Raw genomic sequence first — 17139 nt, 5'->3', positions numbered from 1 at the left:
CCGGAAAAGACTTAATGGAATGTCACGTTTCAAATTCTTAGGGGATTGTATTTCAAATAGTTAACAGCAAAGGGGATGGAGAAATGGTAACATTTTTTGGGGGAATTGCACTTTTACTATTAGGATACTTCACTTATGGTAAATATGTAGAAAAAGTATTTATGCCAAATTACGAGCGAAAAACGCCAGCCTATTCGAATGCAGATGGGGTGGATTATGTGCCAATGAGTAAGACAAAAAACTCGCTCATCCAATTATTAAATATTGCCGGTACAGGACCAATTTTCGGTCCAATTATGGGTGCGCTATTCGGACCGGTGGCGTTTTTGTGGATTGTTTTAGGCTCCATTTTTGCCGGTGCCGTTCATGATTATTTAACAGGAATGATTTCTATCCGAAACAGAGGTGCACATATCCCGGAACTTGCAGGAAAATTTTTAGGAAAAGCATCGAAGCACGTAGTTAATGCATTTGCACTGTTATTATTATTACTCGTTGGTACCGTTTTCGTTACAACGCCTGCTTCCATGCTTCATATTTTAATTGATAAAAAAGTTGCTTTAGGAGTAATTATTGGTGCAATCTTTTTTTATTACTTATTATCTACAGTTCTACCGATTGACAAAATTATCGGTCGCCTCTATCCATTCTTTGGTGCCGTTTTATTAATAGGAACCCTTGGCGTAGCGGTTGGTATGTTTGTAAGTGGCGATGCAGCTAAAATTCCGGAATTATCTTTAACGAATATGCATCCGGACAACATACCAATTTTTCCAATGTTATTCTTTACAATAACTTGTGGGGCCCTATCCGGTTTCCATGCTACGCAATCGCCAATCATTTCAAGAACAACAAAGAGTGAAAAAGAAGGACGCTTTATTTTTTACGGAATGATGATTGCTGAAGGTATTATTGCCATGATTTGGGCCGCAGCTACAATGGCCATTTTTGATGGAATGACGTTAAAGGAAATGATTGCTGAAGGTACTCCTTCACTTGTTGTGAATGAAGTGTCTGTTTATTTACTCGGTGCTGTAGGAGGTACGATTGCTGTTTTGGGTGCAGTTGTATTACCGATTACTTCCGGCGATACTGCTTTCCGTGCAGCTCGAAATATTATTGCAGACTATATTAAACTACCACAAAACAAACTGGCAAAACGTTTATTTATTGCACTGCCTTTATTTGCAATTTCTGTTGTATTAACACAAATTGATTTTAACATCCTATGGCGCTATTTCTCTTGGGCGAACCAAGGAACCGCTGCACTTGCTCTTTGGATTGGTGCTATGTACTTGTATGTTAAAAAGAGAAATTACTGGATTGCGTTTATACCGGCCGTTTTTATTACGTATATGGTATTTGTCTACATTCTAAATGCGCAAATTGGATTTAGGTTGGATTTAAACCTTTCATTTATCATCGGGATTTTTTTAACAGCTGCTACAATTGGTTATTTTTATTGGAAAGGTCGCCATAACCGTCAAGAAAGTATAAACGTTGACGAAGAAGCGGCATAATACGAAACAACGGCTGCTCCCGATTACGGTGGGCAGCCAATTCTTTTGGTTACAATAGTCACCGATACCATTTGGTGTTCAAGAACGGGGCATTTAATTATTAGATGGGACAAAATACGAAATACTACTTTTTAAATGCGTGCTCATCTTTCAACTTTTCTATAAGCCACTTCATATAGTTTCTTAATAAAACATTTTAGTAGCTCGAAATTTTTCTTTGAATCAATACATTCAAGTGGAATATAAACTTCATGTTTTTTCAGGCTGAAACTTCTCATTTCTTTAATATCAAATTTTAATATTTCTTGGATTTCCTTTTGAATGGTCTTCCCTTTTGTAGATTCAGGGTTCCCCGGGTCAACATGAAGGATTAAGTATTGGTACTTTTTATCTCCATGTAAAGTTGCAAATTTCCTCTTGCCTCTCCAGCCAAGCCGGTTATACCCTGGGGCAAAACTACTTTCTGGAATCGCAACTTCCATTTGGCCAAGTTTGCACAGGTATTTATGTAAATCACCGAATACTAGTAGCTCGTTCATTTTTAGTTAACTCCCTAGTTTGGTGAATAAAAGTTCCAATTAATTTTTCTTTATCAGTTAAAAATGAAGCAAACTTTTAAGCACCTCTAACTCTGCTTGGGTTAAAGTGATTCCTTTTCCCATTTTCTCTTTGTTCGGGGCCCAATCACGCAAATCATATTTCGGCTCTTTTCCGTTCCAACTAATGACGTTTAATTCTTTCGTCCAACCTTTTGATGACTCCGAAAGCACACCAATATGTTCAACGATTTCATATTTTAATTCTGCCATAGAAAATATCTCCTTCATTATTTAGTTAGTGCTGTTGAAATTACCCAATATTTTTAGAAAGTAGCCTAAAAGAATCACTAAATTTGGGTTTTTGTAATAAATTTGCTGCTACTCCTTCCATGAACATGTCTTATGCTACGTTATGCCCTATCCTCATCGATCTCAATCCCAATTACAAACCGGTCAAACCGATTTTTCCCTTGAAAGTATAATACCTTAATTACTGATAAAGTCAATTCGTTTTTAAAGTAATTATCTCTATAGATTTCCTTCTATAAGGAACTTTTATAGGAACAGTAATTAGACTTCCATCAAATGAAAGTTTCATTGTATTCTTCACACCTTTCTTTTTGAACGTCTCTTCTATACTGCTTCGATGATGAAATCCATAAATGACTGAATGATAATGTTATTTTGATGACTAAAAGAATTTACAATTCTAATAGTTATTTAAAATGCTCCTCTTAATACCAGATTAATGTATGTGTCCTTTTCTAATAACCTACTATTCTTTAGTGTCTCAATCGTGGCATCAACACTATCACGAACTTGAGCAAAGATTTGTTCTAATGTTATATTGGACACTAATTCCAGACGGTTTATAACGACAGACATAACTTGTTCAATGTACTCATAGAGATGTTTTATAAATAGATTTGTGTTATAAAGCAACTCACCAGAATGTACAATTGAATTTCTAATTCGATAAAGTCTGTGCACATGTTGTTGGATATTTATTTTATGTTTTTCTAATAAATCAGCACATTTTTTTCCATCTTTTAGGATACTTATGAACTCTATAAATCTGTAAAATAATAAACTATTTAATTCTGTGCAAGTTTTTTTCATTTCTTCAACAAATTTTTCATCCCAAAAATAATCTAACGCCTCTTGCGCTTGTAATCTTCCTATACGTATTAATTGTCCATCATATTTTATTTCTATTTTACATCGATTACAATCCTCTAAAAAATTTCTAATAATACTATATAAATAGTTATGTGTAGAGGTATATGCAATAACTGTTTTTACACTTTCGATACCACCATCAAATTCCTTTGACTGAGCAAAAGACTCAATTCCTATCCATAGGTTTATAAATGTAGATTGGGGAGAAAGAGATTCATCACTTATCCTAGTAAATTCATACAAGCTTTTTAGTTTACGATTTACCTCAACATCACCATTTTTGAGTTGCATTATAACTCGATTCATCATTGTAATTGGTGCTCTGAATTTTTTCCTTTTAGCTAAAAGATCCACCTTAACATTTCTAATATATTTTGGTGTTTGTGGTAATAAAATTATAGGAGCAATATCAAAGTCAGGTATATTATAGCCATAAAAATTAAGTACTTCTATACTTCCAACGACTTTTTGCCAAGCATTGTTTACACCTGTATATACATCATAGCTTTCCAAAATAACTCTAACATAAATCTTATCTACTGATATGTGCTTATCTAATTTATAATCTTTATATGTTTCAATTATTTCCTCCCCAGTTATAAATTCAACATTCAATTTTTCTAATAACGAGATTATTTCTTTTGATATATCACCTTTGAAAGTAAATAAAAAGATATAAGGTTCAGGAGATTTGTTAAACCTATTAAGTATTTCATTAAATTTCCCCTGAACAGTAAGATTATTTTTAAATATCCCCTCATGAACAACCGAATATAATGCCTGTAATGACCATCCATTGCCTAGTAATTCACTTGCTAAAGTTTGAAGAATATTATCTATCATCTCAAAATTTTCATCATCAGATAATAGGACTTGTTGCAGTTTCTCAATAATCCATGTTAAGTATTGGTCTTCAATATAATTAATTGCATATTCTATTTGAAAGATAATTGAATAAAGTTTTGGTATATTATCTGCTTTTGGTATTCCTTGAAGAGTATTATCTAGAATTTGAAAATGAGATGGTGCATTTTCCTTAAAAATTTGATCACTACTCAATACTCTCTTTACTTCCTTAAATACCAATTTTAGATGATTATCATTTTTCTTAATTGTCCCCTCAATCATTCCCTTACAAACATAATGGAGTTCTTTTAATGCTTGGTGAGAATTTAAATATCGTACAGCATATTTACTGTGTGTATGTATATTTAGCATCTCCGACCATCTTTGAATAAAGAATACTTGGTTTTTATTAAAATTACCATATTTTAATATATCTTTATTGTTCAAGCTCTTCTCCATCTTAACCCCCAACTTTTTATTGAAAATTTATTAAGAAACGTATATAATAAAAAAAGTCTACTTTTTATTGATGAATTGAACCAAATATAGTATACTTTAATTGAATCAAACATATAATATTATTGATAATACAGGAGCCCCGCTGGTCTTGAGGTTGAAACCCAACCCAGCGGATAAGCTCCTTTTTATTATACCTAAAAAGAACGTTTGTTTCTATATTAATTTGAGAAAACAATTTTTTATCAAAAGCAAACCAATTCCTTCACCGTAAATAAATCTTTTAGGGACCTCGTTCTTAAAAATAAGGCTGCCCCTTTATTCTGTACGGACAGCCTTTGTTCTAATGTTTACCCATTCACTTCCGCATACACCTCATTCATCATGTCTCCATGATAAAATTCCGAAATTCCTCATTCTCCAAGATCTGCATGAAGAATTTTTCGTTGCTGCTCATGCGGTCGATGATGAAATCCATAAATGACTATTCGAAAGCGAATTTGAAGTTTTCTTTCGTGTTGTTTTTGGCTTTTTCTTGAATGTCTTCACTTTTTAACATATCTTTTTTCACTTGTTCACGGGATAGGAAGTCGGTTTCGGTAAAGTCCGTTCCAAACCGTTCATTAAGTTTTTCAACAATTGTGGAAAGCCGCACCTTTTCGCCTTTTACAGGGGCAAACTGGGACATAAAACCCTGTTCCTTGGTCCTTACTCGTTTAAAAACTGAATATTGCCCGGCACTGTTCACTAATTTTAGTGTTAACATAACAAATAGTGTATAATTAAGAAGAAAGAAACCTTTTAAGAGGTGATAAAATGAGTATTCGCAAGGAGGACCTTCATTTTCTTGTAGATCTGATTGATGATAAAGATACAAAACTTGTGTATGATTTGATTAAAGTTGTGCTTGAAAAAGATAATCAAAAAAAAATTGCCGTGGAAGCTGATAATTCACCTTTAAGTGAAGAGGAAAAAAAGATTTTAAAAGAGGCTGAACACGATATTAAAAACGATGATCTCATTGATTGGGATGATCTCCATGTCTAAATACAAGGTAAAATTAAGGAAACCTGCAGCTAAATATTACGAGAAATTGCCACCGAAATTAAAGAATAAAGTGAAAGATGTGATTAATCAACTTCGGGAAAATCCATATGCTATTCCAAATGTAAAACCATTAGAGGGATCCGAACATGATGATTATCGAATTCGTATTGGATCCCTCCGCTTACTTTATCGGGTACATAATGATACATTGATTATTATTGTTTTAGACCTCGGACCCCGTGGAGATATTTACAAATGATATTTTGCAGTACGTACAGCAGTGACGATCACCTTCTTTAAAATCTCCGTACAGACGAACAATTTCTTCTATTTGCTCATCGGTAATTTCATTTCGTTTATTACCGAGACTTTTCTTCATCTTTTTATAAAAATTGACCGCATTTACTCGGTTCAATATTGGTTCACGCGCATCTTCATTTAAGTGTTTAAATTTTTCGGAACTCGTCAGCACCTCTTCTTTTGTGCTTTCTAGAACACAATCAAACCGGCGCAACACGGCAAGGGGTAGAACAACTTTACCATAATCTTCCGGCTTATATGGTCCTCTTAAGATTTCTGCAATCGACCAGATGAAACTTACTTTATCTTGAAAATGAATCATTTCGATCTCCTCTTAATAAACGGGTACAGACCCCCAATTTTATACTTTTATTACAATTGTACCATTATAACGGAACTTTTTAATAATATTCCACTATATTGGTATCTCTTTTTTTGGCTTTTTCTCTAGCATTTATGGTAGAGGTGAAATAATGACGAATTTGAAGGGACTAATTGGCACACAAATCAAAGCAATTCGAAAAGCAAAGGGGCTTTCTCAACAAGACGTTGCGGATAGAGTGGCAGAAAATACAGGTCAAATGAGTTTTAGCAAATCACGCATTTCTGAAATCGAAACCGGGAAGCAAAACACTACTTTAGAAACTTTAGAAATGATTATCAAGGCTTTAGGAGTCAAACCCGTTGAATTTTTTGATTTCAAAAAAATCATTGAAGAAGATAGGGAAAATGAAATCATGGACAAATCACTGTTGTTGGATTGCCATTATTCCATGTTGAAGGAACGAGAACTAGATGAGGTTAAATATGTAGTAAAAACAACGAAGGAACTTTTTAAAACAATGGATGGAAAAAAGAAGAAAAACTAAAACAGCTACAGTGACCTTGAGTGTCATTGTAGCTGTTTTGTCTTAGGATGACTTATGGAGACAAAAAGTTAAAAATAATTTCTAATGGTAGTTAATACCCTTTCTAAATCACTTTCATATAATTTTCCAATTTTAAATAATAATTCTTGATAATGTAATGTATTTAATTTTGAACACCTGACTACAGAAGGCTTGTCTAGGCCAGCTTCTTCCCAATATTCAATAACAACATCAAACTCATTTCGAACCTGTTTGCTAGTAACAGTCGCAATTAAATGATCTAGTTCTGCAGCTACATTGTCATTGCTCACGATAACAACCGGTCTTCTCTTACCATTTAACTCCACGGTCCAGATTTCACCACGTCTCCCACTTCTAGTCATCGTCAGTACCCCAAAAAATTTCTTCTTTCTCTTTTATAATTTGTTCTCTTGGAGGTCTGTTGTCAAAGTAGCAATCGTATAACTTATTCAATAATTTTATTCGTTCGCTATTATCCATTTCTATAATTGCTTTTAAAATTTCTTCAGCAGTCATATAAACCACCTCAAATAAATTTCATTCCATGTATATTATACAGTAATTTTTATCATGTTGACAAAAATACCATTTTTCAGAAAAGGTTAAAGTACCAGTTTAAAGCACTAGTGTGTTACTACACATATAATTGTTTTCAATTTTTCCATTAAATAAAGTCAAATATTGAAAAAATTTTATAAAAATAACTATTCTTACTATTTATTGCGTTAAGAAACTCCCTTGATAGTTTTTTCCACCATGTAATATTCATGGAACAACAAAGTTTGTATCTAAGGCAATGACAACCAATCGTTTCTCCCCTTTATTCTTCGTCTAATTCAGCTTCTCAGTCATCATCGAAGTTTTCTCCAAGTATTTCAGCTAATTTTTCATGTGTGTCATCATTTTCTATTCGTTTTTCGGAAAATTCAAACCCCTCAGCAGGTATGAACCATTTCCCTCGATCGGATAATTGCTTCCCCGAAATTTTCCCATCCTTTATCCAATTGCGGACGGTTTCTGTTGATACACCGTAGTAATCTTCAACTAATTTTGTATCTACATACCTCACTCCATTTTTGTCAATTGATTCCTCAGAAAGGCCCATAACAAAAGGTTTTACCGTATCCACTTTAATTAAGTTATGAGTGGTTTCAGCTTCAATTTGATAGTCTTCTGTATTTTCCATTATGACAACCTAACATCAGAAATAACGACTCATCATTTGATATTTTTCCGCAACCAAAACTACTTGGAAATATGTGAATAAAGTTTCTTTGGTAATGTGCCAAGCACCTATCGAATGCTTAATCATTTTCTAATCTGTAAAACCGAGCTGTTGCTACCTCACGATCATTTTCTTCCACAGCCCTTTTTATCGCCTCTTTATACAGCTCCTTTGCCTTTTGTTTATCCGGATGAAGTGAGCCCATTTTCGGATTATACAAATCTCCCCAGCCAATAAATAACCATGGACAATTTTCATGTTTCCTTGCATAATCTTCAAGTATTTGATTCGCTTCCTCAATTCGTCCTTGATGGAACAATTCTTCCGCCTGTACTCGGGTTAAATTCTCTTTCATTGAAAGATTTAAATCTGTAAAAAAGTTCAAAATATCACTGACAAAATTAAATCTTATCTCATGAAATGATGGAAGATCAGTACCGACATTATGCGAGACCGTTTCAAAATCAGTTATCCACTCGGAAAAGAAAAAATTAAGTTTATCTCTCATTCCATCTAACTTCTTAACCGAGTAAATGTTATGATTCTTTAACCAATTTTTCCATTCCTGCCACGCATCGTGCCAAATCATTGCGGCTTTCTGCTCATTGTCTTCCATCTCCCACGCATTATAACCTGTTTCAACCATATGGTCTAAATGCTCGATTAACAAATGGTCAGGAACGAGTCTAGTACTTAATACGATAATTGCCAAATATATAAAATCAATTATTTGACTATAAATATCAAGTTTATAACGTTTCTCCCATTTTTTAAGGATGTCATTAGCAGACCAAGATTCACTTATTTCATTAATAAACATTTCTTTATTGACTAAAACACCAAATTTCATCAATTTCCGAAAAATTTCTTCCGTTGGTAATTCCTCAACCATATCTTGTGTCCACCAAATAATTGCATCTTTATCATTCTTTGACTGATTAGGGTCAATTTTCCCCATACAGCACTTTTTATACTTTTTACCACTGCCACACGGACATGTATCATTTCTTCCTAATTTCACTTAAATTCTCCTTCCATCGAAATATAAAAGTATCTACTATATTACTTTTATTATAAAGGGCTTTAACAAAAAAATAAAATACACATTAAAAGATAGAATTGTCGGAAGAACACGTTTCTGTATTCACCCGAAAGGTCTTGTGGAAGAAGCTAAGAAAGTTGCTGGAATTAAAGATATAAATATCGAAAAAAAATTAGACTGGTAAAACTAGATTTTAATTTTACATTGAAAAAAGAGAACAAGAAAGAAATTGTAGAACAGTTGAAGAGAGACTTCCCATTGTACGTATGCGAATTCCAATCTGTTCAAGATGCTTATCATATGATTAATGATTTTGGAGAGTTGACAGATTGGGTAAAAGAAGCTGCGTTATATCTAAATGGGTGGGAATATCCTTTTTAAATTGTCGATTCAGATAAAATCGATATTTACATGTTAACTGTTCAAACTCCCAAAATAAAAATATATACTCATCGGCATAGGAATCATAATGTAATATTGCCTCCATTTCATCAAAACAATGGCTGTTACAATATTGATGATGATCGATATCAATTAAATTTTATTTTGTTAAATCGTAACTCAAATTAATTAATTTGTAGATTTCTTCTTTTGGAAAAGGACAATCTAAAACAATTGTAATCCAATGCTCCTTGTTCATATGGTATGCTGGCAAAATTCCTTGTTCATTCCTTAATAAACTTATTAACTCAGGGTCGCACTTCAAGTTTATTATATCGACACTTCCTTCCCCTGATAAACCTAATTTGGTTCTTAGTACATTCATGATTAGTCCATACCACTTGCCATTTCCATTATGTCTTAGCACCGCATAATTCGGAAACTTAACCCAAGGATAATCTGGCTCTGTATGAAATTTTTTCTTGGCATAATCGAAAATTTCGTCTCTATTAATCAAAAAGGTACCTCCCAAAACTCCTAGTGATCTTTCTATTGCATAATTAAAGATTTTCTACTTAATTTACTAATTTACATCTATTCTCACCTTTAGTAGCGGGGCTCTTCGGATATGAATGACAAGTTCCTCAATAGACGTGTGATAAACAACTATCTCTTCTTTCGCATTGAAAAATGCTTGATTTGCATCCTTATCAGAAATTGCCCGTATAGGGGTTACTTCATCAATAATTTTTTATCCCCTTCTTCGTGGAGTCTATGATGGAAACGAGAACAAATTGATTAGGAAAAAGCTCCCTTACTTCTTGCCACTTCATTCGGACTCGTCTTCTTTCCTCATTTTCTTTATATTATCATTTTACCATACAGGCGAATTCAACAATGATTCGCCATATATTCCTAGATTTAATTTTCCTTTACTAACAGACCTGTTCCCCACCGCTCAAAATCGAAAATCTCCATTCATTAATTTTTCTTTCAACTCATCCAAGCTTTCATCAATCTTAGTAACGTCAATAAAAAATAATTGAACCTGGGTTTCCAAAACCTCGTTCTTTATCGATTCAAAATGGAGATTGGCATCCGTCATTTCACCGGTCATCGGGTATATCAGCCAAATTTCACTTGATCGATATTTTTTCGAATAGGCGTACATTTGGTACATATCAGACTGGGATATACCATAAACAGCGCTTCATTCAGTCCAATCTTTTTCGCTAATGTCGGTAGAACTAAAATTGGACTTTCATTGATTAATAGCTTGCTCATTTTCGACTCCCCCTTGTAATTATCCTTTTATTAGTGTTATAGATTCCCTTTTGCAAAATGAACATAAGACTTTTAAAAATTTTTTGATAGGGAGGGTCACGGGGACTGGCATCAATGTAATTTAAAATTCCTCAATTCCCAATGAAAAATTTAAATGACTAATTATCTCCACCGAATAGTGCCTGTCTTTCAAAACTAATAAATTAACGTATTGAGAGACAGATACCGTTTGGAAAAAGTGTTTAGTGAATCAAAACGTACCGGTGAGCTGCGGACGTCCATGGGAAAATCGAAAAGAGGTGCAACTAAATGATGCACCTCTTAGACATTATATTTTTACTTCAAATACAGATTATGCTTTTAACAGACTTAGTAATAGTGATAAAGATAATTTTGTAGATTTTTCCTCTTACGTAGGTTCGGTTCATAAAGAAGTAGCTTTTGTAAGTTAACGTAAGAAAAGCGCAGAGCGCCCGCTTTGCGACGAGCTGAACATCCGCTTCCTCGAATAGGCTATGGCGCATGAGCACATTAAAGGGGAGTTAGTTTCTCAGTCGCTGGCGCTCGGAGCTAGACAATAAAACTAATTCCAAGTTATTTACTTGTATTTTTATACTTTCTTATCTTTTAAAAAAGCAAACGGAAACCCACAAGCCTCTTTTCTGTTTGCCCATTATATTAGAAAAATAGAAAACCAATGGAAATCGGGATAAAGCTATAAAGCAAAATCATGACACAAAAACCCATGATATCCCGAATATGAAGCCCCGCAATTGCTAAGGCAGGCAATGCCCAAAACGGCTGAATCATATTTGTCCAAGCATCTCCCCAAGCAACACCCATTGCTGTTTTGGCAACATCAGCATTAATCGCCATTGCAGCATCAATCATAATTGGACCCTGTACGGCCCATTGTCCACCTCCTGAAGGGACAAAAACATTAATGATACCACCACTTACAAAAGAAATGAAAGGCAACGTATGTTCATTGGCTAAGGAGACAAACCATAAAGCAATTTGTTCAGATAGGCCGGATAACGTCACCATTCCCATGATCCCAGCATATAGCGGAAATTGAATGATAATCCCACCCGCATTTTTAACACCATTTGATACGGTATTTAGGAATTGCCTAGGTGTGTTGTGAAGCAAAATTCCTAAAAATAGGAAGATAAAGTTGACAATATTAATATTTAAATCAAAACCCTTCGTTGCAAAGTGATAGAAAATATAGGCCAGCCCCATTACGCCAATTAATAACGATATAATCCTACTATTTTCAAGCTTTTCGGCAGGTGTTCCAGGAGCTTTTTGGACAGGTTCGACTTCATCATCAGGCACGGTCCATTTTGAACGATCTTGATTAAGCGAGTCAGCATTTTTCATCAGGAACCGATTAAATATCGGCAATGTCAAAACCAAAGCTGCAACAATAAAAAGATTTGATGGACTAAATAATGTTTCATTTACCGGGATCGTTCCCATTTCCTTTTCCAAAAAATGACCCGGTGTTGCAATCGATAACGGAATGGAGCCGGACAATCCTCCATGCCAAACGAGAAATCCGCTGTATGCTCCAGCTACTAAAATACGAAAATCTGCAGAAGGTACTTGCTTAGCCACATGGATTGCAAACAATGCACCAACGACCAGTCCAAATCCATAGTTGATTAAACATGCGATTGCAGAAACAAAAGTCACAAGCATAATCGCATGAGCGGGTGTTTTTGCTAGTTTACTCAATCCGGCAAGGAAATTCTTGATCGCCGGCGCATTGGCTAAAATATAACCGGTTACAACTACCAAGGCCATCTGCATGGTAAAGGCAAGCAAATCCCAAAATCCGGTTCCCCAATGATTAATCATGTCAACCGGACCACTATCGGTAAAAATGATGCCGATTACAAAAACAAGAAAGGTAAGGATAATAGCAAAAAGAAAGGCATCCGGAAGATAACGCTGCACCAGCCGGTCAAAAAATCCCGTTAACGCTTTCAAATATATCACCCCTTTTTTAGTAAATATAAAAAACCATTAAAACTATTAAGCTTACTGAAGCCTTACTATGACACTATGCGTTCATTTAATAAAATATTCCGTAATGAGTATTTCAAAAAATGATTGCAAAAGTTTTGAAAGCGCTTTATAATTTCAAGTAAGAAGATCCGGGGCGAAAAAAGTCTGATAGTGTCATAAATAGTCCATAGACTTAACCTAGGTCTATCACCTGCTATATTTAAAGAGCACCTCTCACTATATTAGTCAATTGTTTATTCCATTTTACCGGAAGATATCGCCTATGGTGCCGTATATCTGGCTTCTGATGAATCACGCTTTGTAACCGGTGCCGAATTTGTCATTGACGTTGGACAAATTGCGAAATAGGAGACAGATTTCTTGACCGAATATAGCCTAATAATAGTGCCTGTTCCTCAATGTTTACGTATGAACATACAGAGGGGCAGGCACTGATTTTCTGTGAAATCCATGGGGACAGAACCTTTTCCCCAGTTCTTTCCCATTGATTCTGGATCGCGGTGCCTGTCCCTCTGGCACGAAGGCATTACCGCCCCTCTGTCATTTTTTCCAATAAACCGCCATCACCAAACATACTAAACACTTGGATTTTTCCTTCGTCATTAATGTTAATTTGGCCGGTCACTTTGGCAGTATTTTGTTGATCACTGCCAGTTTTTTGAAAGCTAACTGTGACTGTAAAATCATAATAATTTCCTTCCATTTCTAATTTTTCTATCTTCAAATCATTCACTTTAAGCACATACCCGTACCAATCTGCTTGCATGAGAAATGTCAAACCGCTCGTATTTATATAATCTGTTATCCTTCTTCTGTAAAATACGGTTTAAAATATTTGTCTGTATATTGCCTCAATGGATCCGGGGTGGATGTGATAATTCCGGAATTGACTCCCTCCCCTGTATCGGGCACTGCATTTTCCCAAGCATCCACTGCCTTTGAGAATTCCTTACTTGGTCCCGTGAGCATTTGGTTTAAGACCGTTTCAATCGTTTTTATATTTTTATCGGCCGGAGATGCTTGTTGCAGTCCGCCGGAATTCAGTGCAAGGAATAATAGCCACCCTGCCAATCCGATGAAAAGTAGTGCCGTTAAAAGTTTTGGGACTAAGTACGTTTTTTGTTTCTTGTGCACTTTCATCAAAAATTTCGTTTTATCCTCTTCCCGAACTAAAGGTTCTATTCCAATGATTTCATCCATGGCCATTTTTAATTGCTCATTCGAATTCTTCAAAACCATCGCCCCCTAACTGTTCCTGTATTTTTTTCTTCCCACGCATAATTCTTGTCCGGACCGTGGATTCCGGTATTCCTACAGCCTCACTAATTTCTTTAATGGTAAAATCTTGGTAAAACCGCAAAACGAATATTTCCCGATATTTGATAGGCAGGGAAAAAATACATTGAGCAAGTTGCTGATAATATTCTTTTTTCAGAACCTGGGTTTCTGCGGATTGTGAAGTTTTTATCAAATCAGATTTTATGCCCGGCGAAAATATACGGTTGATGGGCGAACGTAGATAATCTTTACATGTATTAATGGCAATCCGATAAAGCCATGTTTTCAAGGAGGATTTCCCTTGAAACTGTCCAATATTTTGATAAACTTTTAGCAAAAAGTCTTGAAAAAGATCATCAGTTTGGGCGTAATTTTTTACATACGTGAAAATCAGTCGCTTATTAATTCCCTCTCCGTAGTAATCAATAATGTAAACGATGGCTTCTTCATCCGTTCCTCGAAAAATAAAGTCCTCTACTCGGCGTTCCACTCCTTCTCATCCTTTCTGTATTTTTTCATTAGACGATTGATATATGGAAAAAGTCCCGTTTTTATAAAATTATATTTGGAAATATAAAGAAAACTCGGCGACTGGCGAGCCTTAAGGCGATGGCAGAGCCGCAAGAGCACTTATGCGTTAGGAAAGTAGAAATTGAAAAATTTCCACTTTCCTATTAGCTAAAAAAAGCCCACGGACTATTTTTACGCGGGCTTTCTTTTAGTATTCATATACCGAACAGTTTCAAGCACTGTTCGGTTCTGAGACAAGGTACCTGTCCCTATGACTCTTTTTTAAATTGAATAAAGTAATTTAACGAATCCGGATTTGCCAATGATCCTTTGTTCACTGCCTTTTCCACAGGTACACCCATCAAAATTTTTTTAATGGGCACTTCTAGCTTCTTGCCATTCAACGTTTTCGGAACTTCATTCACAGAATAAATTTCATCCGGCACATGCCTAGGTGAGCAGTTTTGACGAATCGTTTGATTGATTCGTGCTTTCAGTTCGTTTGAAAGTTCAATCCCGGGCTTTAACACGATAAATAGCGGCATATAAGAACGCTCCTCATCCAACGGGATATCCACGATTAAACTATCATCTACTTCGCGAATACTTTCAAGCGCACTGTAAATTTCACTTGTCCCCATTCGAATGCCACCACGGTTAATCGTTGCATCGGACCGTCCATAGATGATGCAGCTTCCCCTATGTGTAAATTTCACAAAATCACCATGCCGCCAAACATCCGGAAAAACATCAAAGTAACTTTCTTTATAACGTTTACCGTCCACATCATTCCAAAAATAAATTGGCATAGAGGGCATCGGTTTCTTAATCACAAGCTCACCGATTTCTTCAATGACTTCTTCTTCATTGTCATTAAGCGCTTTCAAATCTGCTCCTAATGCACGCGCTTGCAATTCTCCTGAATAAACCGGAAGCAATGGACATGGTCCTAGAAAAGCTGAGCAAACATCTGTACCGCCACTTGTCGAAAACAGCCATACATCTTCTTTAACATGTTCATACACCCATTCAAATCCTTTTTCAGGAAGTGGAGAACCGGTTGAACCAATGCTCTTTAAATGGGATAAATCAAATTGTTCCTTTAGTTTCACGCCTGCTTTTACACAAGCCATAATAAAACTGGCACTTGTCCCGAATGTGGTGATTTTGGCTGATTCTGCAAACTTCCACAATGTTTCATAATTAGGATAGCCGGGATTCCCATCATATAAAACAACGGATGCACCGGTAAGCAACCCTCCAACAACCTCATTCCACATCATCCAGCCAGTCGTTGTATACCAAAAAAACCGGTCACCCTTTTTTAAATCCGATTGCAGCATCAGGAATTTCAAGTGTTCTATTAATATACCGCCTTGACTTTGCACAATCCCTTTTGGCTTTCCGGTCGTTCCTGATGAATATAAAATCCATAAAGGATGGTCAAAAGGAACCTGTTTAAAAGTTAACTGAGCCCGAGCATTTTCTTTTAAAATCTTATCCCATTGGGTTGCATTCTTTAACCCGGACATATCCGGCTGATCTTTAAGATAAGGAATTATTATCGTTTCATTTAATGTCGGCAACTCCGCTTGAATTTGTTTGACCAGTTCAAGCCTATCGTATTCCTTTCCGCCATATTTATATCCATCGACCGTAATCAATACCTTTGGCTCAATCTGCTTAAACCGATCGATCACACTTTTCATACCAAACTCCGGTGCACAGCTTGACCAAACGGCACCGATGCTGGCACATGCTAAAAATGCCGATAATGTTTCATGAATATTCGGTGTGTAGGCCACGACTCGATCCCCGGGCTTAATGCCAATCGACTTTAAATGTTGTGCGATGGAAGCAGTAGTTTTTTTCAGTTCTGCCCAAGTTAATTCCCCTAAAGGACGTGTTTCGGATTCATAGATGACAGCCACATTTTCAGGGTCTTCATTGCGAAAAACATGCTCGGCATAATTTAATGATGACCCTAAAAACCATTTTACATCCGGCATTTTCCCACCTGATATAACCTCATCATAGGGCTTAGATGACTTTATTTTGAAAAAGTCCCAAATGGCCGACCAAAACCCTTCGATATCAGTTACGGACCAATTCCACAATTCATGATACTCTTCAAATTTTAACCCCCTTGTTTTCCCCAACCATATCATGAATTCCCTCATGTTCGAATTGTCTTTAAATTCCGGTGAGGGTACCCAAAGCAATTTTTCATTCGTCTTTTCAATCTTCATTTTATCCCTCCCAAAAACTCCCCTTATAAATAATCATTTTAAAAAATTTCATTACAAAATATTACTACATTAGCAGTAATTTTATGTTTATATTACAATGAACAATGAAAACAGTAAATAATTTTCATACATTTAAAATGTTACTTTATATCAAATTAATCACATTAAAATTTTACTATTTTGGTTGAATTGCTTCCTTGAAAGGATTTTTCTCATCTTTTGAATGAACGCCACGTCCCAAGATTTATCCGAAATATTCCCATTTTCTACTTTTGCAAGGATAGGAATTCGTTCAGGTGTGACACCCATCCCCAGAACGATTTGTTTTAAATCAGGTCTATGGGCCTTACTATACC

General features: G+C 35.5%; 20 protein-coding genes and 3 pseudogenes. 5 read left to right on the top strand and 18 right to left on the bottom strand.

Going from position 1 to position 17139, the window contains the following annotated elements:
* The first annotated feature begins 83 nt into the window (after nucleotides 1-83).
* A complete protein-coding gene (locus LIZ98_RS02010; protein WP_227138748.1) occupies nucleotides 84-1520 on the top strand; it encodes a carbon starvation CstA family protein in 1437 nt (478 codons plus the stop codon).
* A gap of 143 nt (nucleotides 1521-1663) precedes the next feature.
* Here LIZ98_RS02010 and LIZ98_RS02005 read toward each other — a convergent pair whose 3' ends face one another.
* The 4 genes and pseudogenes from LIZ98_RS02005 to LIZ98_RS01990 form a co-directional block, all read right to left on the bottom strand.
* Complete coding sequence (locus tag LIZ98_RS02005) at nucleotides 1664-2059, bottom strand: hypothetical protein (protein WP_227138747.1); 396 nt, start codon at nucleotides 2057-2059, stop codon at nucleotides 1664-1666.
* A gap of 57 nt (nucleotides 2060-2116) precedes the next feature.
* A complete protein-coding gene (locus LIZ98_RS02000) occupies nucleotides 2117-2329 on the bottom strand; it encodes a YdbC family protein (RefSeq protein ID WP_227138746.1) in 213 nt (70 codons plus the stop codon).
* A 450-nt stretch (nucleotides 2330-2779) separates the two neighbouring features.
* Entirely contained in the window at nucleotides 2780-4543 is a 1764-nt protein-coding gene (locus LIZ98_RS01995) for a hypothetical protein (protein WP_227138745.1), read from the bottom strand.
* Between the two features lie 347 nt (nucleotides 4544-4890).
* Nucleotides 4891-5201: pseudogene (locus tag LIZ98_RS01990) on the bottom strand (type I restriction endonuclease subunit R); the annotation flags it as partial.
* Nucleotides 5202-5356: 155 nt separating this feature from the next.
* Here LIZ98_RS01990 and LIZ98_RS01985 point away from each other — a divergent pair.
* Nucleotides 5357-5587 (top strand): hypothetical protein, encoded by a 231-nt coding sequence (locus LIZ98_RS01985; protein WP_041846975.1) that lies wholly within the window; start codon nucleotides 5357-5359, stop codon nucleotides 5585-5587.
* Nucleotides 5580-5846 carry a type II toxin-antitoxin system RelE family toxin gene (locus tag LIZ98_RS01980; protein ID WP_176458886.1) on the top strand — a complete coding sequence of 89 codons (267 nt, stop codon included), beginning with the start codon at nucleotides 5580-5582 and terminating at the stop codon, nucleotides 5844-5846. Before LIZ98_RS01985 ends, LIZ98_RS01980 begins: the two co-directional genes overlap by 8 nt.
* On the opposite strand, the gene LIZ98_RS17905 is transcribed toward LIZ98_RS01980, so the two are convergent.
* Nucleotides 5811-6209: a type I restriction-modification system subunit M N-terminal domain-containing protein gene (locus tag LIZ98_RS17905; RefSeq protein WP_255601893.1), complete on the bottom strand. Its 399-nt coding sequence runs from the start codon at nucleotides 6207-6209 to the stop codon at nucleotides 5811-5813. The two genes, LIZ98_RS01980 and LIZ98_RS17905, sit on opposite strands and share 36 nt — an antisense overlap.
* A gap of 151 nt (nucleotides 6210-6360) precedes the next feature.
* Here LIZ98_RS17905 and LIZ98_RS01970 point away from each other — a divergent pair, with 151 nt between their 5' ends.
* Nucleotides 6361-6756 (top strand): helix-turn-helix domain-containing protein, encoded by a 396-nt coding sequence (locus tag LIZ98_RS01970; RefSeq protein WP_034768763.1) that lies wholly within the window; start codon nucleotides 6361-6363, stop codon nucleotides 6754-6756.
* 68 nt (nucleotides 6757-6824) lie between these two features.
* Here the strand turns inward: LIZ98_RS01970 and LIZ98_RS01965 are convergent, their stop codons facing one another.
* The 8 genes from LIZ98_RS01965 to LIZ98_RS01920 all read right to left on the bottom strand — a co-directional run bounded on the left by LIZ98_RS01965 (nucleotide 6825) and on the right by LIZ98_RS01920 (nucleotide 12707).
* Nucleotides 6825-7139 (bottom strand): type II toxin-antitoxin system PemK/MazF family toxin, encoded by a 315-nt coding sequence (locus LIZ98_RS01965; RefSeq protein ID WP_227138744.1) that lies wholly within the window; start codon nucleotides 7137-7139, stop codon nucleotides 6825-6827.
* Complete coding sequence (locus tag LIZ98_RS01960) at nucleotides 7132-7293, bottom strand: hypothetical protein (protein ID WP_162835742.1); 162 nt, start codon at nucleotides 7291-7293, stop codon at nucleotides 7132-7134. Before LIZ98_RS01960 ends, LIZ98_RS01965 begins: the two co-directional genes overlap by 8 nt.
* Before the next feature lie 328 nt (nucleotides 7294-7621).
* Nucleotides 7622-7963: a MerR family transcriptional regulator gene (locus LIZ98_RS01955; RefSeq protein WP_227138743.1), complete on the bottom strand. Its 342-nt coding sequence runs from the start codon at nucleotides 7961-7963 to the stop codon at nucleotides 7622-7624.
* A 118-nt stretch (nucleotides 7964-8081) separates the two neighbouring features.
* Nucleotides 8082-9023 carry a YecA family protein gene (locus tag LIZ98_RS01950; protein ID WP_227138742.1) on the bottom strand — a complete coding sequence of 314 codons (942 nt, stop codon included), beginning with the start codon at nucleotides 9021-9023 and terminating at the stop codon, nucleotides 8082-8084.
* 562 nt (nucleotides 9024-9585) lie between these two features.
* Nucleotides 9586-9942 carry an MmcQ/YjbR family DNA-binding protein gene (locus LIZ98_RS01945; protein ID WP_227092340.1) on the bottom strand — a complete coding sequence of 119 codons (357 nt, stop codon included), beginning with the start codon at nucleotides 9940-9942 and terminating at the stop codon, nucleotides 9586-9588.
* A 441-nt stretch (nucleotides 9943-10383) separates the two neighbouring features.
* Complete coding sequence (locus LIZ98_RS01935) at nucleotides 10384-10596, bottom strand: hypothetical protein (protein ID WP_375293560.1); 213 nt, start codon at nucleotides 10594-10596, stop codon at nucleotides 10384-10386.
* Nucleotides 10551-10709, bottom strand: coding sequence for a hypothetical protein (locus tag LIZ98_RS18175; protein ID WP_375293559.1), 159 nt, complete (start codon nucleotides 10707-10709; stop codon nucleotides 10551-10553). Before LIZ98_RS18175 ends, LIZ98_RS01935 begins: the two co-directional genes overlap by 46 nt.
* Nucleotides 10710-11387: 678 nt before the next feature.
* The gene (locus LIZ98_RS01920; protein ID WP_034768753.1) at nucleotides 11388-12707 is read right to left on the bottom strand and encodes a short-chain fatty acid transporter; all 1320 of its coding nucleotides are present in this window, start codon (nucleotides 12705-12707) and stop codon (nucleotides 11388-11390) included.
* Nucleotides 12708-12992: 285 nt separating this feature from the next.
* On the opposite strand from LIZ98_RS01920, the pseudogene LIZ98_RS01915 reads away from it, so the two are divergent.
* Nucleotides 12993-13094 (top strand): annotated as a pseudogene (locus tag LIZ98_RS01915) (SDR family oxidoreductase); the annotation flags it as partial.
* Between the two features lie 178 nt (nucleotides 13095-13272).
* Here the strand turns inward: LIZ98_RS01915 and LIZ98_RS01910 are convergent.
* The 5 genes and pseudogenes from LIZ98_RS01910 to LIZ98_RS01890 all read right to left on the bottom strand — a co-directional run.
* Nucleotides 13273-13512: a hypothetical protein gene (locus tag LIZ98_RS01910; protein ID WP_227138741.1), complete on the bottom strand. Its 240-nt coding sequence runs from the start codon at nucleotides 13510-13512 to the stop codon at nucleotides 13273-13275.
* 35 nt (nucleotides 13513-13547) lie between these two features.
* Nucleotides 13548-13979: a hypothetical protein gene (locus tag LIZ98_RS01905; RefSeq protein ID WP_227138740.1), complete on the bottom strand. Its 432-nt coding sequence runs from the start codon at nucleotides 13977-13979 to the stop codon at nucleotides 13548-13550.
* Nucleotides 13963-14514 carry an RNA polymerase sigma factor gene (locus tag LIZ98_RS01900; protein ID WP_227138739.1) on the bottom strand — a complete coding sequence of 184 codons (552 nt, stop codon included), beginning with the start codon at nucleotides 14512-14514 and terminating at the stop codon, nucleotides 13963-13965. Before LIZ98_RS01900 ends, LIZ98_RS01905 begins: the two co-directional genes overlap by 17 nt.
* A 289-nt stretch (nucleotides 14515-14803) precedes the next feature.
* Nucleotides 14804-16783 carry an acetoacetate--CoA ligase gene (locus tag LIZ98_RS01895; protein ID WP_227138738.1) on the bottom strand — a complete coding sequence of 660 codons (1980 nt, stop codon included), beginning with the start codon at nucleotides 16781-16783 and terminating at the stop codon, nucleotides 14804-14806.
* A gap of 159 nt (nucleotides 16784-16942) precedes the next feature.
* Nucleotides 16943-17139, bottom strand: a pseudogene (locus tag LIZ98_RS01890) (IS1634 family transposase); the annotation flags it as partial.

This window comes from Caldibacillus sp. 210928-DFI.2.18 (assembly GCF_020554505.1).
GTDB classification, from domain to species: Bacteria; Bacillota; Bacilli; order Bacillales; family Caldibacillaceae; genus Caldifermentibacillus; species Caldifermentibacillus hisashii.
The sequence above is the reverse complement of the archived record's forward strand: the minus strand, read 5'-3'. Positions and strand labels throughout refer to the sequence as shown.

Bases quoted from the DNA above. Each gene is read 5' to 3' on its own strand.
- LIZ98_RS01935 (WP_375293560.1), bottom strand. From the start codon at position 10,596: ATGTACGCCTATTCGAAAAAATATCGATCAAGTGAAATTTGGCTGATA.
- LIZ98_RS01985 (WP_041846975.1), top strand. From the start codon at position 5,357: ATGAGTATTCGCAAGGAGGACCTTCATTTTCTTGTAGATCTGATTGAT.
- LIZ98_RS01960 (WP_162835742.1), bottom strand. From the start codon at position 7,293: ATGACTGCTGAAGAAATTTTAAAAGCAATTATAGAAATGGATAATAGC.
- LIZ98_RS01970 (WP_034768763.1), top strand. From the start codon at position 6,361: ATGACGAATTTGAAGGGACTAATTGGCACACAAATCAAAGCAATTCGA.
- LIZ98_RS01955 (WP_227138743.1), bottom strand. From the start codon at position 7,963: ATGGAAAATACAGAAGACTATCAAATTGAAGCTGAAACCACTCATAAC.
- LIZ98_RS02010 (WP_227138748.1), top strand. From the start codon at position 84: ATGGTAACATTTTTTGGGGGAATTGCACTTTTACTATTAGGATACTTC.
- LIZ98_RS01980 (WP_176458886.1), top strand. From the start codon at position 5,580: ATGTCTAAATACAAGGTAAAATTAAGGAAACCTGCAGCTAAATATTAC.
- LIZ98_RS18175 (WP_375293559.1), bottom strand. From the start codon at position 10,709: ATGAGCAAGCTATTAATCAATGAAAGTCCAATTTTAGTTCTACCGACA.
- LIZ98_RS02005 (WP_227138747.1), bottom strand. From the start codon at position 2,059: ATGAACGAGCTACTAGTATTCGGTGATTTACATAAATACCTGTGCAAA.
- LIZ98_RS01910 (WP_227138741.1), bottom strand. From the start codon at position 13,512: ATGCAAGCAGATTGGTACGGGTATGTGCTTAAAGTGAATGATTTGAAG.
- LIZ98_RS02000 (WP_227138746.1), bottom strand. From the start codon at position 2,329: ATGGCAGAATTAAAATATGAAATCGTTGAACATATTGGTGTGCTTTCG.
- LIZ98_RS01895 (WP_227138738.1), bottom strand. From the start codon at position 16,783: ATGAAGATTGAAAAGACGAATGAAAAATTGCTTTGGGTACCCTCACCG.
- LIZ98_RS01995 (WP_227138745.1), bottom strand. From the start codon at position 4,543: ATGGAGAAGAGCTTGAACAATAAAGATATATTAAAATATGGTAATTTT.
- LIZ98_RS17905 (WP_255601893.1), bottom strand. From the start codon at position 6,209: ATGATTCATTTTCAAGATAAAGTAAGTTTCATCTGGTCGATTGCAGAA.
- LIZ98_RS01965 (WP_227138744.1), bottom strand. From the start codon at position 7,139: ATGACTAGAAGTGGGAGACGTGGTGAAATCTGGACCGTGGAGTTAAAT.